This is a genomic window from Streptomyces kaniharaensis (assembly GCF_009569385.1).
Lineage (GTDB): Bacteria > Actinomycetota > Actinomycetes > Streptomycetales > Streptomycetaceae > Kitasatospora > Kitasatospora kaniharaensis.
Genome location: NZ_WBOF01000001.1, coordinates 740,129 through 763,383 on the forward strand (window position 1 = coordinate 740,129; position 23,255 = coordinate 763,383).

Below are 23,255 nucleotides of genomic sequence, written 5' to 3' on the forward strand. Positions count from 1 at the left end.
GGGTCCAGACTCCCGCCGAATCCGGCCGGTGTCATTGACGGAGCGTCCACACTTCTTGACACCACGTCCACAGCCACCGGTGGACGGGCCGCCCGGCTCCGGTGCATCGTTGGGCTGTCCACACCCGGGCCGGGCGAAGGGGAACAGCTTTCCGTGCTGGAGCAGACCGTGTACCGCAGCGAGGACGTCCCGGCCGCGGACCGGTTCGACTGCTGGCGCCGGCTCGTCCGGCAGACGCACGCCCCGCTCGACCTGACGACCCCGCACACCGAGGACTTCCGGGCCGTCCAGCGGGTGCTGCACCTCGACGGGCTGTCGGTCTGGCCCTGCACGTTCAAGCCGGTGCTCTTCCGCCGCACACCCCGCCTGATCCGCGCCTCCGACCCGGAGTCCGTCAACGTCTCGCTCCCGATCAGCGGCCCGCTGGAGAGCACCCTCGGCGACCACCAGGCCGTCTACCCGCCGTACAGCCTCTGCGTGGTGAGCAGTTCCCGTCCCATCGACGTCTGGGCGGGCCGCACCGGCGCCCGCCACACCGGCATCGGCCTGGAGATCCCCCGCACCCGGCTCACCCTCCCCCGCGACGGCGTCGCCCGGCTGGCCAACCGTCCACTGCCGACCGACCACGGCTTCGGCGCGGTGCTCGCCCAGCTCCTGCTCCAGATCACCCGGGAGACCGACCACTACCAGCCCTCCGACGGTCCGCGGCTGGCCGCCGTCATCGCCGAGGTGGTGTCCTCGCTGTTCGCCGCGGCGCTGGAGACCCGGCCCGCCTCGGCAGGACCGGGCCGCGTCGCGCTGCTGCTCCGGATCAAGTCGTTCATCACCGACCACCTGCACGACCCGGACCTCACCCCGGCCACGGTCGCCGCCGCGCACCACATCTCGCTGAGCTACCTGCACCGGCTCTTCCAGGAGGACGGCACCAGCGTGTCCGCCTGGACCCGACGGCGCCGTCTCGACCGCGCCCGCCGCGACCTCGCCGACCCCGGCCTCAACGCTCTCCCCGTCCACGCCATCGCCACCCGCTGGGGCTTCCGGCACGCCTCCGACTTCACCCGCGCCTTCCGCACCACCTACGGCACCTGCCCCCGCGACTACCGCCGCGACCACCAACTGCCCGGCCCGGGCGACTGATCACGGCACGCCCGGTAGCACCGCACGACCGCACCGATCGAAACCCGTCGCACCGACCGCCCTCCTCCCGTACCGTGGACCAGTCGATGATCTTGAACCGAGCGCGAGGGACATCATGCAGCACTACCAGGGTTGGGCCGACGAACGCTTCGGCGCCGTCGCGGACGCGTTCGACCGCAACTTCGCCGAGTTCCCCGAACTCGGCGCCGCCGTCACGGTGTTCGCGGGGGGCCGCAAGGTCGTCGAGCTGTGGGGCGGCACGGCCGACGAGCGCACCGGCCGGGCCTGGTCACAGGACACCGTCGTCCCGGTCTTCTCGTGCGCCAAGGGCCCGGTGAGCATCAGCGCCCACCTGCTCGCCCAGCAGGGCCGCCTGGACCTCGACGCCCCGATCGCCCGCTACTGGCCGGAGTTCGCGCGCCACGGCAAGCAGGACATCACCACCCGCATGATCCTCGGCCACCGCGCCGGCCTGCCCGCGCTGGACGCCGTGCTCTCCTTCGAGGAGATCGCCGCCTGGACGCCGGTGATCCGCGCGATCGAGGAGCAGCCGCCGCTGTGGGAGCCGGGCACCACGTACGAGTACCACGGGCACGTGTTCGGCTTCGCGGTCGGCGAGGTGATCCGCCGTGTCACCGGCCTGACCCCGGGTGCGTTCTTCCGCAAGGAGATCGCCGAGCCGCTCGGCGGCCTGCCGGTCTGGCTCGGCCTGCCGGACACCGAACTCCCGGACCTGGCCAGGCTGGTGGAGGCCGATGGGCGCCGCCCGATGCCCGGTCCGGAGCACCTCCTGACCCGGATCGTGACGATGAACGGCGCGCTCGTCTTCCCGGGCCTGGACGTGCCGCACGGCTGGAACGACCCGGCCCTGCACGCGATCGAGCTGCCGGGTGCGGGCGCCGTCGCCTCCGCGACCGGTCTGGCGGGCCTGTACGCGGCGGCTGTCACCGGCATCGACGGCGGCGAGCGCCTGCTTTCCCATGACACGGTGACCGACGCGGTGCGCGAAGTCTCCTCCGGCGCGGGCTTCCTGGGCTTCGACATGGGCGCCCGCTGGGGTTCGGGCGTGCTGCTGGACTCCCTCGCCTTCCGCCCGTTGTACGGCTCACGCAGCTTCGGCAACGACGGCGCGGGCGGCCAGTTCGCCTTCGGGGACGACGAGTTCGGCGTCGGCTTCGCCTACGTGGCGAACCGGATGATCGGCCACGGCGACGCGCGCGCCACCCGGCTGGTCGAGGCGGTGCGCGGATGCCTGGGGTGACGGACTTCCTCGCCCGCGTCACCGTCCTGGCCACCACCGGCACCCTCGGCGGCCTGCGCTACGACGCCTCGCTGCCCGAACTGGCCGCCCGCTACGGCGATCCGTGGCACGGCGGGCGCATCCACCGGGAGTCGCGCTGGCCGCACGCCTTCGGCTTCGGCGACGTGCAGACGGTGTTCTGTCGCTGCCGTCGCCTGCGCTCGTTCTCCCTGCCCGTCTGGCAGGGCGAGCTGGAACTCCCGTTGCCGGATGGCGGGTTGGGTATCGTCGACACGCGCGTGACGGAGTCCGCCCTGCTCACCGCACTCATCGACGCCGGCAGCGTCTGGGAGACGGTGACGTACGAGAACGTCCCCGGCCAGCGGACCCTGGAGTTCACACCGGTCGAGGAGGTCCGGGTGGGACTCATCCTCACCGACCGCGATTCCTACGACGAACCGCCGCTGGAGGACTGGATGTTGTACAAGGTCGTGCTCTGGGGCTACGCCCACGTCGACTGCCCCGAGCCCGACCGCGCGCTCCCCGACGACGGATGGGGCGCCTGACGCTCGGAGCCGGACCGCCCGGACCGGACCGTTCGGACCGGACCGTTCCGCCCCCCGCGCGGAACGGTCCGGCAGCTCACGGACCGCTGAGCCGGCAGTCGCCGAGCCGGCATGAGCCGCTAACCCAGTAGGAAGTCGTACACCGCCTGCCGCCCGAGGTCACTGGCCGCCCGGGTCTGCACCGAGTGCGCCGCCCCGGGGACGATCACGACCTGGGCGTCGTGCGCCATCTCCGCCTCCCGGTACAGCCAGTCGAGCGGGGTGGAGAGGTCCCGGTCACCGCCGAGCAGCAGCACCGGCACGTTCGGCAGCTTGCGGTGCTCCGGCGGGGACGGCGGCACCTCCTCCTGCGGCCAGTCGAGGCAGGTGAGCAGGGTGCCCGTCCCGGTGGCGGTGGCCGGGTCGAACGGCAAGGTCTCCTCGTCGGTCAGCTCCTGCCGGGCCTGCTCCAGCGCCGCCGCGCGCCCCTCGACCGGTGTGTCCGAGGTTCCCCACGGGAAGTGGCCGTCGGCGCACAGGGTGCTGGCGTGCAGGCCCTGGCTGAGGAACGAGGCGGGGACGGCGTTGCCCTGGTGGGCGCCGTCGATGAAGCGCTGGAGCCACTCGGGGTGCCCGGCGGCGGCCTCGTGCAGGGCCTCCGGGATCCAGCGGTAGTCGGGGTCGACGAACTCGTAGCTGGTGATGGCGTCGAGGACGGCCGGCCCGTTGTGGTACCGGCGGACGGTCGCGGCGAGGTCGGCGGCCGGGTCGGTGGTGCACCCGGTGGCCTTGCACGCGTCGGTGAGCACCCGGGCGGTGGCCTTCAACGGGACGGGGTCGAGCGGGTCGTAACCCTGCTGCGGCACCACGGAGTCGAGCACCAGCCGGGCGACGTGCGCCGGGTGTGCGAGTGCGTACCGCTCGGCGGTCATGGTGCCCGCCGAGACACCGTCGAGGGTGAGGCGCTTGTCACCGAGGGCGCGGCGCAGCTGGTCGATGTCGGCGACGGTGTCGGCGGTGCTGTAGTACCTCCGGTTGGGGCCGATGGCCGCCGCGCAGTCGGTGACGGCCTGCCGGGTGGGCGGGGTGAGGTCGGAGGCGCCCATCTGCTCCTGGAGGGCCGGGCACTGGAGGGCGTTGGCGCCGGTGCCGCGCTGGTCGAACATCACCAGGCGGTAGTCCTTGAGCACGGGCGCCAGCTTGGCGGCGATCTTGTTCACCAGCGGGACGCCCGGCTGTCCGGGGCCGCCGGTGAGGAACAGCAGGTCGCCCTTGGGCGCGTCGGTGTTGCCGCCGACGGCCACCTTGAGGTCGAGGGTGCCGGGAGTGTCGCCGCCGTGGTCGAGCGGGACGGTGAGGGTCCCGCAGGTGAAGCCGGCGATGCCGGGGCAGGGCGCCTGCCCGGTGAGCCCACTGCTCGGCCCGTCCTCGGTCGGGGCCGCGACGGCGGGGGTCCCCAGCGTCGTGCCGGCGACCACCGCGACGGCGCCCAGCAGGGCGGCGATGCGGCCGCGCGTTCTCGTCATTTCTGTCCTTCCCCGTACGCGTAGCTCGTGCTGACGCGGTCGGGAAATAGCTTGTGCCTCCGGGGAGTCGGCGCGCGATGATTCCTGCGACGATTCGAGCAGGTTCGAAACGTCGGCCGTCCCGAACCGTGCTGCGGCGGCCGGACGGTCCGACGGGGGAAGGACACCGGTGATCACCCTCACCATCGACTCCACCGGCCTGGCGCGTTCCCGGTTCGCGGTCTCGCCGCTGCACGAGGCGGTCAACACCCTGATGTCCTCCGGGCTGACGTCCCGCACCGGCCCGTACGCCTGGGTGAGCCGGACGCGGCGGGTGCTGCGGCGGGAGCGGCTGGAGCTGCTGTCCGCGCTGGCCCTGGACAAGGCCGGGGGCTACCTCCCGGACTTCCTGTCCCCGCACCCGACCGGCCCCTCCCCCGAGGTGGCGGAGCAGCTGGCGGCTGTGCGCGCCACGCCGCCCGACCGCGTGCTGGGCGAGCTGACGACCGTCCGGCGGGGCCGCCCGGAGGCCGGGCTGATGGGGCGTGAGTTACCGGACGTCGTGGAGCGCACCTTGCAGCGCGGCCCGCGCTACTTCGCGCAGCGGGCCGCCGACGAGCTGAGCTGCTACTGGGACCTCGCCATCGCGCCGTACTGGCCGGACGCCCGGGCGGTGCTCGACGCCGAGGTGGATCTGCGGGGCCGCTTCCTCGCCCGGCACGGCACCGGCGCGCTCATCAACTCGCTTGCCCCTGAGCTCTCCTGGGCGGACGGGCGGATCAGGCTGGAGAGCCGGATCACGGTGGCGCTGCCGGCCCGGATGGTGCTGCTGATGCCGACGCTGGTGACGCGCTCGATCCACGTGATCCTGGATCCGATCGACGGCGTCCACCGGGCGCCGACCCTGATGTACCCGGCCGCGCACCGGCCGGTGGCGCGGCTGGAGCCGAGCCCGGCGCTGGCCCAACTGCTCGGGCCGACGCGGGCGGATCTGCTCGCCGCGCTGACCGGCCCGGCCACGACGGCGACGCTGGCGGGGCGGCACTATCTCAACGCCGGCACGGTCTCGTACCACCTGGGGGTGCTGCACCGGTCGGGGCTGGTGAGCCGGGTGCGGAGCGGGCGGGAGGTGCTGTACCGGCGGACGCCGCGCGGGGAGGAGCTGGTGGCGGCACAGTAGGGGCGGCGCATGCACCGGCGCGTGCCCCCTGTTTCACGCCCCTGAGGTTCGGTTCACACCAACGCGCGCGGGAGGACCACCCGCACCCATTCCTCCGGCTGCGACAGATGCGGAGCGTGACCGGCGCCCTCGTAGAGGTGCCGCTCCGCCTTCGGCAGGGTGAGGTCGATCAGATCCAGCACCTCGCCGAACAACGGCGCGCTGTCGTCGCTCTGCGTGAGCAGCGCGGGGTCGCCGTAGCGGGCGAGGCCGGTGAGGTCGAGGTCGAACGCGTCCGGGTCGCGCAGCTCGTCCAGGAAGGTGGGCGCGTTGCGGATGTACGTGTGCCGGACCGGCGCGGGCAGCTGGGACCACGCACCGGGGCCGAAGACGATGGTGTCCACGTACAGCTCGGCCGCGGCGGCGGACTCCGCCTGTTCCAGCAGCTCGCGGACGGCGGCGACCCGTTCGGCGAAGGCCCTCCCGATCGGGCGCAGGTCCGGCTCGGCGAGCAGGATGCCGGTCCCGGGCGGCTCGTGCACGGCGATGCCGCGCAGGAGATCGGGGCAGGCGGTGGCCAGGCGGAGGGTGACCAGGGCGCCGTACGAGTCCCCGCAGACGAAGGCGGGCGCGAGGCCGAGACCCTGGATCAGCCCGGCGAGATCGGCCGCGTCCTCGTGCACCGAGCCCTGGGTCAGCAGGTCCTCGCTGCGGCTGTGGCCCCGGCGGTCGTAGGCGACGACGGCGGTGAACTCGGCCAGGCCCGGCATCACGTGGGCCCAGGTGTCGCCGTCGGTCCAGGAGCCGTGCACCAGGACGACCCCGGGCCCCTCACCACGGGCCTCGTAGTGCAGCGACACCCCGTTCACCCTGATCTCGGCCATCACGAGCCTCCCGATCTCGGCGGTGCTCCTCCACCAGCCTGACACAACCGGCGTGTCGGTTCAGATCAGCCTGTGTCCGGTCAGATCCAGCCGGGATCAGATCAGCGGGCCGAAGACGCCGCGTTCCCAGTGGCCGAGCCAGGAGGAGGTTGCGGAGGGCAGGTCCTGCCCCTCGGTGGACTCGTCGTACGGAAGGACGGACGTGGGCGCGAACCAGCCCTCGCCGGGGTCGATGCGGAGGCGGAGGAGGCGCAGCGGACGACGGAGGGTGACGAAGAGGCGCAGGTCGTGCGTGGACGGGTGGTGCGTCTCGTAGCGGTCCTGGACGCAGCGGCAGATGGACTTGATGTCGGTGTCGGCGAGGAGGAGGTAGCGACTGCCGGGGCCGAGGTTCACGCAGAGTCGCCGACGGGCCTTCTCACGCTGGTCGTAGGGGAGGTTCTGGTCGTTGTCGACGTGGATGCCGGGGCGCAGACCGCTCGGGGAGTCACGGTGGGTGGTGAGCTCGCCGGGCGGGTCGTCGGTGTCACCGAGGGTGACGGGGTGCGGGTCGCCGAGGGTCTCGACGAGGGCGGCGAGGGTGTCACGGTCGGTGACGGTCTCGGGCACCTTGAAGAGTTCGATCAGGCCGCTGTCGTAGTTGAAGATGCCGGGCGCGAACCGCTCGGGGTAGCCGGCGGGGAGGGGCTGCCAGGCGCCGTCGGGGACGACGGCGCAGGTCTCGTAGTCGGGTTCGACGTGGAGACGGCGGACGCCGCCGAAGTCGCAACGGGCGTGCAGGGCGGCGGGGTCGCGGAAGGCGATCGCGGCAGGGTGCATGGGAGTTGCTCTCTTTCTGCGGGTTCTACGGGGCGACCGTGTCGAGCAGGACCCGCACCCACACGCGCTTGCCCGCGCCCCGGCGGATCACGACGCCGAAGTCGAGGGCGAGTTCGCGGACGAGTTCGATCCCGCGGCCGCACTCGTTGAAGCGGCGGGGTCTGCGGTCCTGGAGCGGGAGGTCGAAGCGCGGGTCCCAGACTTCGAGCCGGCAGTCGCCGCCGAACTCCTGGAGGTAGAGCCGGACTTCGCCGGATCCGTGGCAAGCGTGGACGACGGCGTTGGTGACGAGCTCGCTGGCGATGAGGACGAGGTCGTCCACCGGATCGCCGCCCCAGCCCCAGGCGGCCAGCTGGTCGCGCACGTGGCGGCGAGCGGTGCGGATCGAGGTCGAGTGCTCGGTCAGGAGCAGCTCGGAGGTGTGGAGAACGGGTGTGCTCAACGCGGACATGGGTGCCCCTTCGCCTCGACACGCCATCAGATGCGTGTCCGTGCGGTCACGTTGAGTGTGGAGGAGTCGGATTCGAAAACGCAACTGCATTGCTCGAAAAAATTAATTGATCTTGATTTGGACTTGAGTCGAGGCCTGCTGACTGGCGAGACTGAGTCATCCACACCCGGAGGGAGGGGCGCCACTTGAGCAAGGACCTGTCCGCCATCAGGCAAATCCGACTTGGCGACGAGCTGCGCGCCTGGCGACTGGAGAACAACAAGACGCTGACCGACATGACGGCCGGCCTGAAGGGATGGAGCCCCGGCCGCCTCAGCAGAATCGAACGGGCCCAACAACAGATCACCGCAGCGGATCTGGCTGCCCTGCTCGATCACGCTGGAATCACCGGCCCAGAGCGCGAGGACTTCGAGAGCTTCCTCGGGACCAGCCCGCCGAAGCAGTGGTGGCGGGACCTGGACTACGCCGAAGCGATCACACCTGCGTTCGCCGAATACTTGGCCCTCGAAGCCGATGCCTCCGAGATACTGAACTACTTCCCATCGGCCTTTCCTGGCTTGGTGCAGACCGAGGCCTATGCAAAGGAGATGATCGCCGCCGGTCTCGACTCCCCCAACGAGGAACGTGTCGAGGCGGGCGCTGAGGTCCGCATCCTTCGACAGCGAAGGCTGATCCATGATCCGCGACTCACATTCGAGGCCTACTTCGGCGAGGTCGCACTGTTGGTGGCCGGTGACCAGGAAGTACTTGCGGGACAGATCCGACATGCCATCACGGTCGCTCAGTACCCCAACGTCACCTTGCGCATGGTGCCCTTGAGTGCTGGCCGGCCTGGCATCCTCTCGTCCGGTATCACCTTGATGAGGTTCCCCGACGACCTCGAAAACGGCTTCGCGTTCATCGAAGCCGTCGGAGGTATGCTCCCGCGTAGAACCGGCCGAGACGTACGGCGGACCGAGCGGGCCATCGCCCGCGTCAAGCGGTGCTCGCTGAGTCCGGAGGACACCATCACCGCCCTTGAACGCAAGTTGGAAGAGCTGACGTGAGCGAGAAGCACGACCCGTATGACCACGACCCCGCCGACGCCGAGTGGGTCAAGTCGCCTTTCTCCGGGGACGGTAACGGCGACTGCGTGATCATCTCCCGCTTCGACAACGGTGACGTCTGGGTGGGCGACGACAAGAACCCCAACCGCCCCCACCTCGCCTTCGACCAGGCCGAATGGACCGCCTTCGTCCAGGCCATCGAAACCCGCGACCCCCGCTTCACCGCCTGAACAACTCTGCCCGGCGCCACCCGAACACGGGCGGCGCCGGACTCACTGACGACTCTGGCTCAACCAGGCGCTGCCTCAGTTACAGGTACGGGCGGGTGATCAGCTCGATCGCGTGGCCGGCGGGGTCCTTGAAGTACACCCCGCGACCGCCGTGTTCGTTGTTGATCTCGCCTGGGCGTCGCATCTGCGGGTCGGCCCAGTGCTCGGTGCCGCGGTCGCACAGTCGCCGGTACGCGCGATCGAACAGCTCGTCGTCGATCAGGAACGCGTAGTGCTGCATCTGGATCTCCACCGGCGGCTCGGCGAACTGAAGCAGTACGCCGTCGGAGAGCTGGATGTTGGTGAACGGGCCCCAGGACGGTGCTTCCGCAAGTTCCAACAGCTCGCGGAAGAAACGAGCCGAATCGTTGCGGTCCTTGGCGGCGATGATGGTGTGGTTGAACGTGACTGTCATGTGGCTGGCCTCGCTGTTGTTCGGCACGAAGAAGAGGACTCGTAGTGCAGGAGCACTGGGAGGTCCGCGTGCCGAACTGGGGTGCCTTCTCCGCACCCACGGTGCGATCAGCCCTCCACCGGGTGGCCGATCCGTGTGTGGCTGTGCGCCGGTCCGGTGTTCACATCGGGGACCCTACGTGATCTTGCTGGCTGGCGGCAACAGGACAGTGTCGGCTGCTTGTTGACTCCTCTCGACCAGCGACTTGGTCGGATCGTCCCGCTCGCGCCCGCCTGCCGCCCTGCTCCGTACTCGCCCTCACTCCGACGCAGACGCCAACGCCGACCAGCACCGCGCCCACCAGCTCACCCGACCGCAACGCTCCCGTGCCCGTCACGGCCCCCGACACCGCGGCGGTGACGGGCACCAGCCCGGCGAACAGCCCGGCCCGGTCCGCGCCCAGCCGCTCCAGCGCGCCGTACCAGAGCAGGAACGCCCCGCAGGTGAGCAGCGTGGCTAGGTAGAGCAGCGCCACCAACTCCGGGCCGCTCGGCATCCGCACGGCTGCCGTCCCGTCCATGGCCAGGGCCGTCACCGCGAACATCGGCACGGCCAGCACCGTCACGTACGTCGAGACCCGGACCGGTCCGAGCCGGGGCAACAGCGGCACCGCCAGCAGTGAGAACGCCGCCTCGCACGCCAACGTCCCCAGGGCGTACGCGAATCCGAGCGCGTCGCCCGGCCCGAAGCCCTGCGTGACCGCCGCCCCCGCGACGACCACCCCGGCCGCGGCCAGCAACCGCAGCTGCGGCCGCCGCCCGGCGAGCAGCGGACCGAGCACCGCCAGCAGCAGCGGTGTGCAGCCGACCACGCTCCCCACCACCGCCGGGTCACTCCGATGCAGCGCCGCGATCAGCAGGAGGTTGAAGGCGTACAGGCCGCTGCCCGCCAGGCAGATCAGCCGGGTCAGCTCACGCCCCGTCAGCCGAGGGCGGAGCGGTCCCTCCCGGCGCGCCAACGGGAGCAGGATCAGCGAGGCGAGGAGGTACCGCAGGGTCTGCCCGCCTGCCAGTGGATAGCCGGCGAACGCGGCCGTCACCCCGGTCGAGCAGCCGAGCAGGGACATGGCGGTGGCGGCACGGATCGCACCGGAAGCGTTGTCGGAAATAGGCATGTCTGTCACGCTAGAAAAGGAGTGGTCCTGTGCACAGGTCCACTTTGCCATGGATCTGGAGGACCACTTTGCGTGAGCTGCTGCTCTCCCTCGACCACACGCAGGGCGACCTCACCGGCCAGCTGATCCGGGAGCTGCGCACGGTCGTCCGGGAGGGCCGGCTCGCGGCCGACACCAGACTGCCCGCCACGCGGGCACTCGCCGAGGAACTCGGCGTCTCTCGCGGCGTCGTCGTCGAGGCATATGCCCAACTCGTCGCCGAGGGCTACCTGGTGGCCCGGCGCGGCTCGGGCACCCGGGTCGCCTCCGGGATCACCCCCGCCGGTCCCGCCGCACCGGCGGGACCGGCCGAGCCGACAGTCGCCTACGACCTCAAGCCGGGCACTCCCGACCTGGCCTCGTTCCCGCGCGCCGCCTGGCTCTCCGCCACCCGGCAGGCGCTCGCCGAGGCCCTGCACAGCCGCCTCGGCTACGGCGATCCTGCCGGGCAACTCGGGCTGCGGACCGAACTGGCCGCCTACGTGGGCCGGGTCCGCGCCGCCGTCGCAGCCCCCGCCGACGTGGTGGTGGTCAGCGGGGTCGCCCAGAGCCTCGCTCTGCTGTGCGGTGTGCTGCTCGCCCGCGGGCATCGCCGCTGGGCGGTCGAGGACCCGTGCTCGCCGGGCATGCTCGACCTGCTGCGGGCGCACGGGGTCGAGCCGGTCGGCGTTCCGGTGGACGACGAGGGGATCGACGTCGACGCGCTGGCCGCGAGCGGTGCGAAGGTCGTGCTGGTGACCCCGGCCCACCAGTACCCGACCGGCGTCGTGCTCGCCCCGGCCCGCCGGACCGCGCTGCTCGCCTGGGCGCAGCGGGCCGGCGCCCTGGTGGTGGAGGACGACTACGACGCCGAGTTCCGCTACGACCGCGAACCGGTCGGCTGTCTGCAGGGCCTGGCCCGCGACCGGGTCGTCCACCTCGGCTCGGTCAGCAAGTCCCTCGCTCCCGGCCTGCGCCTCGGCTGGGCGGTGCTGCCCGACCGGCTGGTCGAGGACTTCCGTACCGCCAAGCGCTACGCCGACCTCGGGACCGGGGTGATCGACCAACTGGCCTTCGCCGGGCTGCTCGCGAGCGGTGCGTACGACCGGCATCTGCGCACCGTCCGCGCCCGCTACCGCAGTCGGCGCGACGCCCTGGTCCGATCCCTCGGGACGCATCTGCCGGACGCCGCCGTCCGCGGCGTCGCCGCTGGCCTCCACCTCTACCTGGACCTGCCACCGGGAGTCGAGGAACAGGCCGTGGTCACCGCGGCGCTGGCGCGCGGGCTACGGGTCGAACCGGTCAGCCCGATGCGGCTCAGCCCCGGCGGCCCCGCACTCGCGCTCGGCTACTGCGGCCTGACGGAGGGCCGGCTGGAACGCGCCACCGCCCTGCTGGCTCAGGCGGTCGCGGCCGCTCCGGCACCGTGAACGCGTGCCCTGTGCAAGGATGCGGCGATCTGCCTGGAGGTCGTCCGTTGTCCGAGCCGCTGTCCGTGAAGTCCGAATATCGGTCGTCGGCGGTCGGTCGACCGGTTCGACGGTGGCTACCCGGTCGAGGGCTGTTCGAGCTGTCATCAACACCTGCTAGCCTCACCCGGTTTCCCGCCGCACCGACGCCGGCGGACAAGACGGAGCAAGAGGACGAAACATGGCAATTCGCCGGGCAAAGCAGAAGGAACAGGTCATCGAGAAGCTCTCGCAGGTGGCACCACCTGGGGAGACCTTCGTCGCGTGCGTGCACGTGGAGACCGGCCCCAGCCCGTGGCTCAACGCGATATTCGACGAGATCCCGGGGCTCGGCCTGATCGTCGCGCTGACCCGCAGGTTCTACTTCCTGACGCTCACCAACAGCTCCGTGGTGGTCAACACGGCCAACCGCTGGACCAACCGCCCCGGCGAGGTGGTCGCGGTCTTCCCGCGGCACTCCTTCCCGGTCAGCCGGGTCAAGCGGGCCTCCATCTGGAGCTCGATGTACCTGCAGCTGCCCACCGACGACAAGCCGAAGCGCCTGAACATCCACCGCTACTGGCGTGTCGAGCTGGACCAGCTGAGCGCCGCCTTCCCGCCCGGATCGATCGACCCGAGCTCGCAGCCGTTCGAGATGGCGCCGCAGGCCCAGCCGCCGTTCCCGCAGCAGCAGCCGTACCCGACGCCGCAGGCCCAGCCCTTCCCGCCGCAGCAGGGCCAGCCCCACCCGCCGCAGCAGCAGCCGTACCCGGCCGCCCAGGCCCAGCCGCCGTTCCCGCCGCAGCCGGGCGCCCCGGTGCCGCCGCCGGCCGCGTACCCGCAGCAGGGCGCGCCGATCCCGCCGCAGATGCCCTACCCGGGCCAGCCGGGCCAGCCCGGCCCCGAGGCGAACCCGTACAAGGTGTGACCTCGCGTCGAATGACGTGAAAACGGCACCCGGCGATCCGGGTCCCGGAGCAGCGCGAAGCCGGAACCCGCACGCGACACCCGCCCGACGCGCAGGAAGCCACCCCCGTGGACTTCCTGCGCGGGCGGCCCCCGTCACCCCCCGTTCCGCTCCGCCGCGGTCGCCTCCCACCGGCGCCCGATCGCCCGCAGCAGCGCCGGGTACACGCCGACGTACCGGAACGGCTTGATCGCCAGCATGTACGCGGCGCCGAACAGACCGTTCGGCTTCACCAGGACGGCCATCTGACCGCGGTAGCCGCCGGACCCGTCCGGCACCCAGCCGATGTGCATCACGCCGTGCACCGTCCGGTTGGCCATCTCGGCCGCCCACTCGTCGTGCAGCAGGTACACGGAGCGGAACGGCTTCGACCGGGTGTCAGGTCCGCGCGGGGCCTCGCGGAGGTCCGCCGGGAGGCGGTCGCGCAGTGTCCGGACCCGGGCGTTCAGGCCGGTGTCGGGCTTGTCCCAGCCCAGCAGCGCCCCCAGCTTCCAGCGGATCACGAAGAGCACGCGGTACATCGGCGCGGAGATGGTCGCCTCGTCCGACGGCGCCTCCGCGAACTGCCGCACCAGGTACTGGAGGTCGTCGGGCCCGCCCGGTGTCGGCAGGGCCCACACGTCCTCGACGTGGAAGTCCCGGGTGATCTCGTGGATGCGCCACGGCCGGGAGGTGTGCGCGGTGCTGGGGAGTCTCATCTGTCGGCCCCTTGTCTATACGATGGCGTATAGAAGCCAGGCTAGACCCATTTATACGGCGCCGTATAGACCGGGGGTGGCACGAAGGGAGACACACACCATGGCCAACGCGCGTACCCCGCGCAGCGCGTGGATCGAGGAAGGCCTCCGAGCCCTCGCCGCCGGCGGCCCCGACGCCGTCCGGATCGAGCCCCTCGCCCAGTCCCTCGGCGTCAGCAAGGGCGGCTTCTACGGCTACTTCCGCAACCGCGACGCCCTGCTCGCCGAGATCCTCGACACCTGGGAACGCGCCGTCACCGAGAACGTGATCGACCGGGTCGAGAGCGGCGGCGGAGACGCCCGCGCCAGACTCTCCCGCCTCCAGGCGCTCGCCTCCGCCGGCGACGACGACCCCATGACCTCCACCGCCTCCGAACTCGCCATCCGCGACTGGGCCCGCCGCGACGCGGCCGTGGCCGACCGCCTGCGGCGCGTCGACAACCGGCGCATGGAGTACATGCGCTCCCTGTTCCGCGCCTTCTGCGCCGACGAGGACGACGTCGAGATGCGCTGCCTCATCTCCTTCTCCCTCCGCATCGGCAACCACTTCATCGCCGCCAACAACGGGCCGCGCAGCCGCGCCGAGGTGATCGCCCTCACCCGCCAGTGGCTCCTGAGGTGACGCCTGCGCCTGCGGGGTGACGCCTTGCCCCGACCCCGTCGAGGCGTCAAGGGCGCCCGCAGGCACCGAGGCCGACATGACGGAACAATTCCACGTGTTCTTGATCAATTCAGGCATATTCCTGTCACGCCGACGACTCGACGACCCGGCGACTCGCCAACGCCGCGACGCCTACGCCTTCACCGCCGCTGCCGACCTCCGACGGGCCGTCGGCCTGGCCGTCGCCTCGCTCGGCGCACTCGCGCTGACCGTCGGCTTCATCTGGCTCCTCCCGCAGGAGTCCTCGGCGGCCTCCACACGGCACCCGAGCGCCGTCAGCCTCACGCACGGCGAGGCAGGCTACCCGTGAGCGCCGCAGCGCCGGCGTCGAGGATCCTGCCGAAGACATGGGCGATGACGGGCCCGGCAACCCCGCGGGCGAAGGCAGCGCCGAAGGGAGTCGGCAGCTGGAAGGTGGTCGTCCACACGACCAGCGTGCCCTGCGCGACCTCGGCGAACGTCATGCGCCCGCCCTCGTGCCGAGCTGGCGGGAAGCTGCGGTCGACGACGTATTCGAAGTCGTACGGCGCGTTGTACGCGATGATCCGCTCGCGGAACCAGCCGATCAGCCACGTGTGCAGCCGCACCGCGCCCACCCCGTACGGCGCGCCCACGCCCGGCCGGGCCAGTCGCGCCCTGCGGACCCACGGGCTGCGGGTGTAGTTGGTGGTCGTCGCGCACCAATGGAACACGTCGGCGATCGGCGCCGCGATGACGCGTCGCACTGTCACGGTTGCCATGTCCCTCTCCTTCTCCTCGGTGGATCCGTCCCGACGCCCAATGGACAGGAGAGCCCGACGATTCGTGACACGCGCAGCACACCCGCCTCCCCGGCTTCTCGCTCGGTCCCGACCCGGGCCTGACCGCAACTCGCCACCGGGGGAACCCGGGTGGGCGATCATGGTGGGCGGCACCGAATCGCGAAAGGGGCGTGGACTGTTCATGGACGGCTACACCATCGACGAGTCGCTGATACGGTCCCTGCTGCGGGACCAGCACCCGGACCTCGCCGACCTGCCGATCCGGCCGGTGGCCGGCGGCTGGGACAACCAACTGTGGCGTCTCGGCGATGAGTTGGCCGTGCGGATGCCGCGCACGCCGCGAGCGCCGTCACTCCTTCGGAAGGAGCAGCTGTGGCTCCCGCTCCTCACTCCGCGCCTTCCGCTCCCGGTGCCCTGCCCGGTGCGGGCCGGTGAGCCCTCGGAACGCTTCCCGTTCCCGTGGGGCGTCACGGTGTGGGTCCCGGGCGAGCCGAGAGACCGCGCGTCGATCGACCGACCGAGGGACGCGGCCGAGCGACTGGCGGGCTTCCTCCGGGCGCTGCACCGGCCCGCACCCGCCGGCGCACCGGCCAACCCCCGCCGGGGAGTTCCGCTCGCTACGGTCGCGCCGGAGTTCGAGGAACGGTTCCGCGCCATCGCCCCGACCGGCCTGGCCACCGCCGAGGTCCGAGCCGCCTGGCAGGACGCCGTCGCGGCGCCGGCCTGGGACGGTCCTGCCGTGTGGCTGCACGGCGACCTCCACCCAGCGAACGTCGTCATCACGGACGGGACGCTGGCCGGAGTGATCGACTTCGGCGACCTGTGCGCCGGCGATCCCGCCGCGGACCTCGCCGCCGCCTGGCTGCTGCTGCCCGCCAAGGCGCTCCCGGACTTCCTCCGCGCCTATGCGAACGCCGACGCGAACGCCGGCTTGGCGACGATGCGACGGGCACGGGGCTGGGCACTCCTGCACAGCCTCTCGCTGATCGACATCGGCAGGGCCGGGGAGCGCGGCCTCCCCGGCGGCCAGCCAACGTGGGGGCCTGCGGGACGGGCAGCACTCGACCGCGTCCTCGCGTTCCGGTAGGGAGCGTCGCCTCACGACGACGCCCGACCCGACCCCGCCACCGGCCGTGTCGTGTGATCCTTCTCGATCGCAGCGACGCGCTGACGGAACCGTAGAATCCGCTGGCAGGCACCAGGAGAGGGATTCGCGTGTTCCGAGCGCAGCGGGGGCGTACCGCGCAGTTGACGCAGCGACAGGGCGAGGGCGAGGTCCGCGGGGTCGCGCTGCTGCTGCCCGGCGGGTTCGTCCGCGGCCGGGGCGGGCCGGTGAAGGTCGCCGAACTCGGCCTGCGCGACCTCGCCACCGAGCTCACCGAGCGCGGGCACACCCACGGCATCGCCGTCCACCTGCTGCGCTACCGCCACAGCGGCTGGAACGGCCCGGACGCCGACACGGCGGTCGACACCCGCTGGGCGCTCGACGAACTCGCCCGCCGCTACGGCCCGGTGCCGGTGGTCCTGGTCGGCAACTCGCTCGGCGGGCGTGCCGCGTTCTGGTGCGCCGGGCATCCGAACGTCACCGGGGTGGCCGGCATCGCGCCCTGGCTGCCGAGCGGCGACCCGGTCGAGCAACTGGCCGGACGCCGCGTGCTGATCGTCCACGGCACCGGCGACCACAGCGCGGCCGGCGCCACCCAGTCGCTCGAGTACGCGCTCCGGGCCCGGACCGTGGTGCCCGACCTCGCCCGTTACGAGGTCCCGGGCGGCAGTCACTACCTCGTGCGGCAGGCCGCCGACATCAGCGCCCTGACGACGGCCTTCACACTCGCCACGCTCGGCGCCGAGCCGTCCGCATTCGCGGAGGGCACGGTCTGTACGCGGCTGCCCTCACGGGTCTGAGGCTCTCTCACCCTGCCGATCGGCAGGGGCATCGGTGGCTGATGGGCGAATGATGTGCCGATCGGCAGATGGTCCGCACGGGGGTGCGACGACCAGGCTTGGAATACCGAAACGGCAGCCACCGGGGCTGCCGGAGGAAGGGGCCCACCGTGTTCCGCACCCGTGCTCGCGCCCAGATCCACGCCCGCATCCACACCCGCATCCGCACCGCGATCGCCGCGGCCACCGCCGCGCTCGCCCTCGCGACGCTCACCGCCGCCGCCCCTGCCCCAGCCCCCGGTTCCGACTCCGACCACCACACCCGCCCCGCGAGCGTCAGCGGCACCGGGCGCATCTCGTACGCCTTCTCCCCGAGCGATGAGATCTGGTTCACCGTCGACGCCCAGGCGGCTCCGTTCACCCACCCGTTCCCCGGCGTCGACAAGCTGGAGCACGGCCTGCCGACCGACGCCCGGGGCACCGTCCGCTGGTCCCACCGGGATGCCTCCACCGGCACGGTGTACCGCGCCGAGGCGGCGGTGGACTGCCTGGTCACCGGCGGCCCGGTCGCCACCCTGACCGCCGTGGTCACCACCTCGGACATCGGCAACGTCGGCGAGCGGATCGGCCTGAGCATCTACGACGGCCATGGGAGGAGCCGCCTCGGCTTCTCCTGGGGCATAGGCAACCTCGACGTGGACGCCGCCGGCCGGCCCCGCCCGGCGGTGACGGGCACCTGCATGGCCCCGGCGCCGTTCGCCCCGGTCGTCAACGGCGGCTTCACCGTCCACCACACCGAACTGCCGACCCAATGAGCGGCCGCGCCGAGGGTCACCCGGAGGTCAGGGCGATCTCCGGCTCCTCCCCGTCCGCCAGCAGGAAGTAGGCCAGGAACGTCGCCCCCTCGTCGCCGGCATCGAACCGCACCGGCACCCCCTCGGGCTCGTGGAACACCTCGCCGGCCGTCAGCACCACCTCGTCCACACCCTCGGCCTGGTAGCGCACGGATCCGGCCAGCACGCTCCCGACCACCGGGCAGTTGTGCACGTGCCACCCGGCGGCGAACCCGGGCTTCATCGTGATCCGCCGCACCTCCACCCGAGCCGTCGGCTTCGCCGGCAACACTGGCACATCCAGCAGGATCTCGCGGGAGAGCGGAGCCTGATCATCCGTCACACTGATGCTATCCATGAACGATCATCATGCCGCACATCGCCCAACCGATCACCCCCTAACTCACGCCCTCCCCTACCGCGCCCCACCCGTCTGGCATTCCCAGAATCGTGTGGCCACGGAACGCCCGACCTGCCTATCGTCGCGGGATGAGCACTCGAACCTTCCGCATCATGGTGCGCGGCGTCTTCGACGGCCTGACCCCCGATCAGCGCGCCGAACTCCTCGCCCACGCTCCCGAACACGATGTCCTGCACGCGGCCTTCACCCCCGAGGGCCACCTCGCGTACGACCTCACCGCGCGAGCCGCCTTCACCTTCCGCTTCCTCGACTCCGGCGAGGCGGAGGAGGACATTCTCGACGCGACCGAACGCGCCGAGCAGGCAGCACAGACCTGGCTGACCGAACGCGGCTACGGCTACAAGAACCTCCGCTCCCAGGCCGAGGACCTCTCCCAGGCCCCGCTCGGCAAGCGCCAACGCCGCGCCGCCGCCACCAGCTGACCCTCCCCCCTCTGCCACCTCCTTGACCGCTCACCACAGGGGTATACTTGAGTGCTCAAGGAGGTGGCAATGACCAGCCTGCAGACCGACCAACTCGGCCCCGACCCCCTGGACACGGCTCTACGCCTCGTCCGCGCCCAGGCCACCCTCGTCAAACGCTTCGACGCCAGCCTCAGCGGCCTGCACGGCGTCAGCCTCTCCGACTTCACGATGCTGCTCCGCCTCAGCGAGGCGCCGGGCGGCCGCATGCGCCGTGTCGACCTCGCCGAAACCCTCGGCCTCACCGCCTCCGGCGTCACCCGCGGCCTCGCCCCGCTCGAACGCATCGGCCTGGTCACTCGCGAGCCCGCACCCCGCGACGCCCGGGTCGCCTACGCCGCTCTCACCCCGACCGGCCGCGAACGCCTCGCCGACATGCTGAAAACCGCCCGCCAGGTCGCCGCCGACATCTTCGCCCCCACCCAGTGGCCCCCGAACGACCTCGCCACGCTCGCCAGCCTCTTGACCCCCCTCACCACCCCGCGGCTCTGACCCCACCAGCCTCACGCGCGTAGGAAGTCGGCCCCGCCGACTTCCTACGCAGCCACCCGCGAGAGCACCCGTTCCCCCGCGCCACATCCTCTCCATCGCCCACCCGCCGGCCCCCATCCCAGCGTGCCTGTCTCGTCGATCAGGGAGCCGGACTCTGTGGGCCGTCGGCGGTGACTGCGCTGAGCACGGCCGCGCCTTCCCGACCCGCGCTGCAAGGCAGCCCTACTCGGTGACCATCAACGGATCATTTGGGAAGGTACTTGAGCATTGCTCAGGGCAGTGCCCCGGACAGCGACCAGGGATCGACTGGGCGAAACTTCTCCCATGAGAGTCAGATGCCTGCAGATCATCCACCCCGCGGCCGACATCCCGGTCGCGGAGTTCGAAGGGATCCGGGTGGGCGGTGTCTACCCGGTTCTGGAGATGGTCACCTACGACATCGACTGCCAGATCCGCGTGCTCGGCGCCGACACACCCGACCCCGGACTGCTCTGGGACCCCGCCGACTTCGAGACAGTGGACACCTGGATACCGCCCGGCTGGACCCTGGTCATCGCCGGCGGCCGCACCCGCCTTGCCGACGCCCGTTGGCAGCGCCCGGGCTTCTGGGCCGACTACACCCACGGGGACCCGCAGGCCCTGGCCGACTACGAGCACGTGAAGCGCGAACTTCTCGCCGCCACCCCACCAACCGAGAACTGACCCCTGTCTATAACGACTGGCCGAACTGCTGGAGAGCGAGCGCGAGGACCGCGACGAGCGGCGCAAGGCCGGCCGGGTCAAGGAAGCGAACTTCCCCCGCACCAAGCGGATCGAGGACAAATCGTGAACACCCTCGCCGAACTGCTGTTCCAGATTTTCACCGAGCGCGAGGAACGCCACGCGATCGCGATCGCCTCGAACAGGCCTTTCGTCGAGTGGGACGAGACTTTCACCGACAAGCGCCTCTGCCAGGCCATCGTCGACCGGCTCACCTTCGAGGCCCACATCATCGAGACCGGCACCGAGTCCTACCGGCTCGCCAGCACCACCGCCAAGCGCAAGCCAGCCGCCGCATGACCGGCACAGGACCGGGCGGACTCGCTGAACTCGCCGGCTTCCTCCGCGGCTTGGCCGACTTCTTCACCTCGGCCGACGAGCACGTCGACCAGGCGCTCAACGACCGCTACGGCTTCGACACTGCGATCGACTGGGTCATCACCGCCCTGGAGCTCCACGCCGATCAGCTGGCCTGACGCACGGCCGCCTTCTGCGGCAGGTGTCATCCGGGCACCCGCCGCGACGGCAGGAGCCTGATCCACTTCTCAGGAAACCGCGGCTTTCCAGACCCACGAGGTGACGCGCGGCCGGTCAGCGAGCTCACCCCGGCCGGTGGACCACAGCAGGACCTGGGCAGGATCACCAGACGGAGCATCAGGGAACAACCGGTTCAGCACTGCCGCACAGAGATCCTCCGGGGGGCGCCACGAAAGCCCCAGTCCCTGGGTGATGTCATGCGTGTGAAGGAGCGTCTCAGCGACCCCCATCGCGGCGAACCCCGCCGGATCACAGGGCCCCCAGTGCCAAGCGCGATCATCGGGTGCGGCCGCGGCGACCGCAGCACTCAGCAGTCTTCCGCAGGCGGTGACCACCCTGAGGACCTCACGCACCGGTGCATCGGCGTTGACGACGAGGTCAAAGGGCAGATAGGCATCTGCCGAACGGGCCGCCAACTGTCCGGCATAGGCCAGCAGGTCGTGCGCGACGTGCGCGGCAGTCTGCCGGCAGCTCCACTCCAGCGACCCTGCACGGGCTTGCCAGTCTTCGGAATCGTGTGGGCCGAGCACCCGAACCATCTCGTCCACAGCCCGGTCGACGTCTCGACTGTCGATGCCATCCATCCCGTGATCGTCGCAGCGTTAGCCGCCATCAACAAGCGCAATTCGACCGCTGACGAAGGGTGCCCTCTCCAGTGTCCGGGCGGTCAGGTCAGTAGCCCGGATGGCAACGGACCGAATCAACTGAGACAACGGCCGACACCTGCGCTGGAGAGCTCAGATCAACCGAGAATTCCTGCACCCCGTCGCCTCACCCAATCTGATCCTCGCAGGTCATGGCCATAGGCGCGACCAGATCATCTACGACGGGGCACGCCAAAAGTCGGCCAGGCCGACTTCCTACGCCCCGCCAGCTACACGTCTCTAGACCGGTCTACATATTCACCCGTCCCACACCCCGCCCCACAACGCCTGCCTCAAGCAGCCGCGAATGTGCGCCGCAGGTGGGCCGCAAGCCGCGCCGGGGCAGCGGCCGGAAGGCGAGCGCCCAGGTAGCCGTCCGGGCGGATCACGAAGGCCTCGCCGTCCGCCGCCGCGTAGGCTGCCCTGAAGGCGCCGTCCGCGTCCCGAACGTGCGGGAGCAGGAGGCCTTCCGGTCGGACCGCGTCGGCCGCGAGCACGACGTACGTGTCCAGCAGTCCGTGCGTAGCCGAGCGGGCCGCCTCCGCGCTCGCGTGCAGGGACTCCGGCTCCACCCCTGTCCCGGCACCCGCGTACAGGAGCAGCACGTGGTTCGGGCCGCGCAGGAGGTCGAACAGCCGCACGCGGAAGGACACCAGCGGCCGTTCCAGCCCCGCACAGTCCGGCGCCCGATCACCCGGGATCAAGTCGCCCGGGGCCAGATCACCCGGGAGTGCGGCATCCGGTCCGGCACCCCTGCCCGGTTCGGCCAGCGGCCCGCCCCGGTAGTTCACCAGGAGCTGCGCCTCCCGCAGCAGCAGCGTCGCCAGGTCGTCCCGGTCCGCGTCGAGGCCGGCTCGGGCGTGCCGCACGGTGCGCCCGACCACCTCCTCCCCCACCGGGCGGCGTTCCGCGTGGTAGCTGTCGAGCAGTTCGTCCGCGGCCAGGCCCCGCACCGCCAGGGCGAGCTTCCACGCCAGGTTGTACGCGTCCTGCACGCCGGTGTTCATCCCCTGGGCGCCGGTGGGCGGGTGGATGTGCGCGGCGTCGCCGGCGAGGAAGATCCGGCCGTCGCGGTAGCGGTCCGCCAGCCGGTGGCTGATCCGGAACACCGAGGACCACCGCAGCGCGCCGGCTCTGGTGGGCTGCGGCGCGAGCCGGTCGAGCACGTCCTGGATGTGCCGCAGCTCCGGCGCCCGGCCGCGCTCCAGCCCGTGAGCCACCTCCCCGGACGCGCCAACCGCCGAGCCGGCGTCCAGCTCCGGCGGCACGAGCATCGACATCCGGTACCGCCGCCGCCCGGGCAGCGGAATGCACACGAGCACATCGCCGCCACCCGTGGTGGAGCGCACGGCGTAGCCTTCCGGCAGGTCCCAGTCGACCTCGACATCGCCCAGCATGTACTGCTCGGGGAACGCGTCCCCCTCGAACCCGATCCCGGCCGCCCGACGCACCCGGCTGTGCGCGCCGTCGCAGCCGACGACGTACTGCGCGGACACCTCCTCCCCGCCCCCGGCCGTGGTCAGCGAAGCCCGGACGTACCCGTCCATCTGCTCCAGCCCCACCAGCTCGCTGCCCCGCTCGACCGCCACCCCGTACCCCGCCAGGTGCTCCGCCAGCAGCCGTTCCGTCGCGTACTGCGGCAGCGCGGCGAACCCGTAGGGCACGTCCGCCGGCAGCTCCATGTCGATCCGCGGACCGGCTGCCCCGTCCACGTACGTCAGCTGCCCCCGCATCGGTACCGCCTCGTCCAGCACCCGCCGGAGCAGCCCCGCCCCCATGGCGTCCCACACCTCCAGGGTCCGGGGCTGGATCCCCACCGCCTTGGCGTACGGCTGCGGGGCCGCCAGCCGGTCGACGATCCGGCAGTCGGCGCCCCGCCGCCGAAGCTCGGCCGCGGCCGTCAGCCCGACCGGCCCCGCGCCCACGACCAGCACGTCCGTGTCACCCATGCCCGCTCCTCAACTCCAGGACGACCCCCCGCCCCCAGGCTGCGCCCGCCGCTCCCGGCC

28 protein-coding genes and 1 pseudogene are annotated in these 23,255 nt (G+C 71.5%); 18 read left to right on the forward strand and 11 right to left on the reverse strand.

Annotated features, from left to right (window positions below):
- The first annotated feature begins 153 nt into the window (after positions 1-153).
- From F7Q99_RS03275 to F7Q99_RS03285, 3 genes are all read left to right on the forward strand, one after another.
- Positions 154-1,137, forward strand: coding sequence for an AraC-like ligand-binding domain-containing protein (locus F7Q99_RS03275; protein ID WP_326846204.1), 984 nt, complete (start codon positions 154-156; stop codon positions 1,135-1,137).
- Positions 1,138-1,252: 115 nt separating this feature from the next.
- Positions 1,253-2,398, forward strand: coding sequence for a serine hydrolase domain-containing protein (locus F7Q99_RS03280; RefSeq protein ID WP_153459990.1), 1,146 nt, complete (start codon positions 1,253-1,255; stop codon positions 2,396-2,398).
- Complete coding sequence (locus F7Q99_RS03285) at positions 2,386-2,943, forward strand: hypothetical protein (protein WP_153459991.1); 558 nt, start codon at positions 2,386-2,388, stop codon at positions 2,941-2,943. Before F7Q99_RS03280 ends, F7Q99_RS03285 begins: the two co-directional genes overlap by 13 nt.
- A 119-nt stretch (positions 2,944-3,062) precedes the next feature.
- Here the strand turns inward: F7Q99_RS03285 and F7Q99_RS03290 are convergent, their stop codons facing one another.
- Entirely contained in the window at positions 3,063-4,448 is a 1,386-nt protein-coding gene (locus F7Q99_RS03290; protein ID WP_153459992.1) for an alpha/beta fold hydrolase, read from the reverse strand.
- A 169-nt stretch (positions 4,449-4,617) separates the two neighbouring features.
- Between F7Q99_RS03290 and F7Q99_RS43030 the strand changes: the two genes are divergently transcribed.
- Entirely contained in the window at positions 4,618-5,607 is a 990-nt protein-coding gene (locus tag F7Q99_RS43030; protein WP_153459993.1) for an ArsR/SmtB family transcription factor, read from the forward strand.
- 53 nt (positions 5,608-5,660) lie between these two features.
- On the opposite strand, the gene F7Q99_RS03300 is transcribed toward F7Q99_RS43030, so the two are convergent.
- From F7Q99_RS03300 to F7Q99_RS03310, 3 genes are all read right to left on the reverse strand, one after another.
- Positions 5,661-6,470 (reverse strand): alpha/beta fold hydrolase, encoded by an 810-nt coding sequence (locus tag F7Q99_RS03300; RefSeq protein ID WP_153459994.1) that lies wholly within the window; start codon positions 6,468-6,470, stop codon positions 5,661-5,663.
- 96 nt (positions 6,471-6,566) lie between these two features.
- On the reverse strand, positions 6,567-7,289 hold the full coding sequence (locus tag F7Q99_RS03305) for a hypothetical protein (RefSeq protein WP_153459995.1): 723 nt from the start codon (positions 7,287-7,289) through the stop codon (positions 6,567-6,569).
- A gap of 25 nt (positions 7,290-7,314) precedes the next feature.
- The gene (locus F7Q99_RS03310; RefSeq protein WP_230210146.1) at positions 7,315-7,740 is read right to left on the reverse strand and encodes an ATP-binding protein; all 426 of its coding nucleotides are present in this window, start codon (positions 7,738-7,740) and stop codon (positions 7,315-7,317) included.
- Between the two features lie 185 nt (positions 7,741-7,925).
- Between F7Q99_RS03310 and F7Q99_RS03315 the strand changes: the two genes are divergently transcribed.
- Together F7Q99_RS03315 and F7Q99_RS40850 are read left to right on the forward strand one after the other, a co-directional pair.
- Positions 7,926-8,786 (forward strand): helix-turn-helix domain-containing protein, encoded by an 861-nt coding sequence (locus F7Q99_RS03315; protein ID WP_153459997.1) that lies wholly within the window; start codon positions 7,926-7,928, stop codon positions 8,784-8,786.
- Positions 8,783-9,016 carry a DUF397 domain-containing protein gene (locus F7Q99_RS40850; protein ID WP_326846205.1) on the forward strand — a complete coding sequence of 78 codons (234 nt, stop codon included), beginning with the start codon at positions 8,783-8,785 and terminating at the stop codon, positions 9,014-9,016. The genes F7Q99_RS03315 and F7Q99_RS40850 overlap by 4 nt, the downstream gene beginning before the upstream one ends.
- Positions 9,017-9,095: 79 nt before the next feature.
- Here the strand turns inward: F7Q99_RS40850 and F7Q99_RS03325 are convergent, their stop codons facing one another.
- Together F7Q99_RS03325 and F7Q99_RS03330 are read right to left on the reverse strand one after the other, a co-directional pair.
- On the reverse strand, positions 9,096-9,470 hold the full coding sequence (locus F7Q99_RS03325; RefSeq protein ID WP_153459998.1) for a VOC family protein: 375 nt from the start codon (positions 9,468-9,470) through the stop codon (positions 9,096-9,098).
- Positions 9,471-9,630: 160 nt separating this feature from the next.
- Complete coding sequence (locus F7Q99_RS03330) at positions 9,631-10,623, reverse strand: EamA family transporter (protein ID WP_153459999.1); 993 nt, start codon at positions 10,621-10,623, stop codon at positions 9,631-9,633.
- A gap of 68 nt (positions 10,624-10,691) precedes the next feature.
- Here F7Q99_RS03330 and pdxR point away from each other — a divergent pair, with 68 nt between their 5' ends.
- Positions 10,692-12,071, forward strand: coding sequence for a MocR-like pyridoxine biosynthesis transcription factor PdxR (gene pdxR, locus F7Q99_RS03335; protein ID WP_153460000.1), 1,380 nt, complete (start codon positions 10,692-10,694; stop codon positions 12,069-12,071).
- A gap of 220 nt (positions 12,072-12,291) precedes the next feature.
- Complete coding sequence (locus F7Q99_RS03340; protein WP_153460001.1) at positions 12,292-13,017, forward strand: hypothetical protein; 726 nt, start codon at positions 12,292-12,294, stop codon at positions 13,015-13,017.
- Positions 13,018-13,151: 134 nt separating this feature from the next.
- On the opposite strand, the gene F7Q99_RS03345 is transcribed toward F7Q99_RS03340, so the two are convergent.
- Positions 13,152-13,754: a DUF2867 domain-containing protein gene (locus F7Q99_RS03345; protein WP_153460002.1), complete on the reverse strand. Its 603-nt coding sequence runs from the start codon at positions 13,752-13,754 to the stop codon at positions 13,152-13,154.
- Positions 13,755-13,854: 100 nt separating this feature from the next.
- Between F7Q99_RS03345 and F7Q99_RS03350 the strand changes: the two genes are divergently transcribed.
- Together F7Q99_RS03350 and F7Q99_RS03355 are read left to right on the forward strand one after the other, a co-directional pair.
- Complete coding sequence (locus tag F7Q99_RS03350) at positions 13,855-14,415, forward strand: TetR/AcrR family transcriptional regulator (protein WP_153460003.1); 561 nt, start codon at positions 13,855-13,857, stop codon at positions 14,413-14,415.
- A gap of 76 nt (positions 14,416-14,491) precedes the next feature.
- On the forward strand, positions 14,492-14,764 hold the full coding sequence (locus F7Q99_RS03355) for a hypothetical protein (RefSeq protein WP_153460004.1): 273 nt from the start codon (positions 14,492-14,494) through the stop codon (positions 14,762-14,764).
- Here F7Q99_RS03355 and F7Q99_RS03360 read toward each other — a convergent pair.
- Positions 14,736-15,194: an SRPBCC family protein gene (locus F7Q99_RS03360; protein ID WP_153460005.1), complete on the reverse strand. Its 459-nt coding sequence runs from the start codon at positions 15,192-15,194 to the stop codon at positions 14,736-14,738. The genes F7Q99_RS03355 and F7Q99_RS03360 overlap by 29 nt on opposite strands.
- A 202-nt stretch (positions 15,195-15,396) precedes the next feature.
- On the opposite strand from F7Q99_RS03360, the gene F7Q99_RS03365 reads away from it, so the two are divergent.
- The 3 genes from F7Q99_RS03365 to F7Q99_RS03375 all read left to right on the forward strand — a co-directional run bounded on the left by F7Q99_RS03365 (position 15,397) and on the right by F7Q99_RS03375 (position 17,914).
- Positions 15,397-16,302, forward strand: a complete 906-nt coding sequence (locus F7Q99_RS03365; protein WP_153460006.1) for a phosphotransferase — start codon at positions 15,397-15,399, stop codon at positions 16,300-16,302.
- A gap of 128 nt (positions 16,303-16,430) precedes the next feature.
- Positions 16,431-17,120, forward strand: coding sequence for an alpha/beta hydrolase (locus tag F7Q99_RS03370; RefSeq protein WP_153460007.1), 690 nt, complete (start codon positions 16,431-16,433; stop codon positions 17,118-17,120).
- Positions 17,121-17,269: 149 nt separating this feature from the next.
- Positions 17,270-17,914 carry a hypothetical protein gene (locus F7Q99_RS03375; RefSeq protein ID WP_230210147.1) on the forward strand — a complete coding sequence of 215 codons (645 nt, stop codon included), beginning with the start codon at positions 17,270-17,272 and terminating at the stop codon, positions 17,912-17,914.
- Between the two features lie 16 nt (positions 17,915-17,930).
- Here F7Q99_RS03375 and F7Q99_RS03380 read toward each other — a convergent pair whose 3' ends face one another.
- The gene (locus tag F7Q99_RS03380) at positions 17,931-18,275 is read right to left on the reverse strand and encodes a cupin domain-containing protein (RefSeq protein WP_195910986.1); all 345 of its coding nucleotides are present in this window, start codon (positions 18,273-18,275) and stop codon (positions 17,931-17,933) included.
- A 146-nt stretch (positions 18,276-18,421) separates the two neighbouring features.
- On the opposite strand from F7Q99_RS03380, the gene F7Q99_RS03385 reads away from it, so the two are divergent.
- The 5 genes and pseudogenes from F7Q99_RS03385 (at position 18,422) to F7Q99_RS03405 (ending at position 20,541) form a co-directional block, all read left to right on the forward strand.
- Entirely contained in the window at positions 18,422-18,775 is a 354-nt protein-coding gene (locus F7Q99_RS03385; protein ID WP_153460009.1) for a DUF6204 family protein, read from the forward strand.
- A 69-nt stretch (positions 18,776-18,844) separates the two neighbouring features.
- A complete protein-coding gene (locus tag F7Q99_RS03390; RefSeq protein WP_153460010.1) occupies positions 18,845-19,306 on the forward strand; it encodes a MarR family winged helix-turn-helix transcriptional regulator in 462 nt (153 codons plus the stop codon).
- 324 nt (positions 19,307-19,630) lie between these two features.
- Positions 19,631-20,008 (forward strand): hypothetical protein, encoded by a 378-nt coding sequence (locus tag F7Q99_RS03395; RefSeq protein ID WP_153460011.1) that lies wholly within the window; start codon positions 19,631-19,633, stop codon positions 20,006-20,008.
- A 135-nt stretch (positions 20,009-20,143) separates the two neighbouring features.
- Positions 20,144-20,365 (forward strand): annotated as a pseudogene (locus F7Q99_RS03400) (ATP-binding protein); the annotation flags it as partial.
- Entirely contained in the window at positions 20,362-20,541 is a 180-nt protein-coding gene (locus F7Q99_RS03405; RefSeq protein WP_153460012.1) for a hypothetical protein, read from the forward strand. The pseudogene F7Q99_RS03400 and the gene F7Q99_RS03405, both read left to right, overlap by 4 nt.
- 69 nt (positions 20,542-20,610) lie before the next feature.
- Here the strand turns inward: F7Q99_RS03405 and F7Q99_RS03410 are convergent, their stop codons facing one another.
- Positions 20,611-21,186, reverse strand: coding sequence for a maleylpyruvate isomerase N-terminal domain-containing protein (locus F7Q99_RS03410; protein WP_153460013.1), 576 nt, complete (start codon positions 21,184-21,186; stop codon positions 20,611-20,613).
- 353 nt (positions 21,187-21,539) lie between these two features.
- A complete protein-coding gene (locus F7Q99_RS03415; protein ID WP_153460014.1) occupies positions 21,540-23,195 on the reverse strand; it encodes an FAD-dependent monooxygenase in 1,656 nt (551 codons plus the stop codon).
- Positions 23,196-23,255 lie beyond the last annotated feature (60 nt).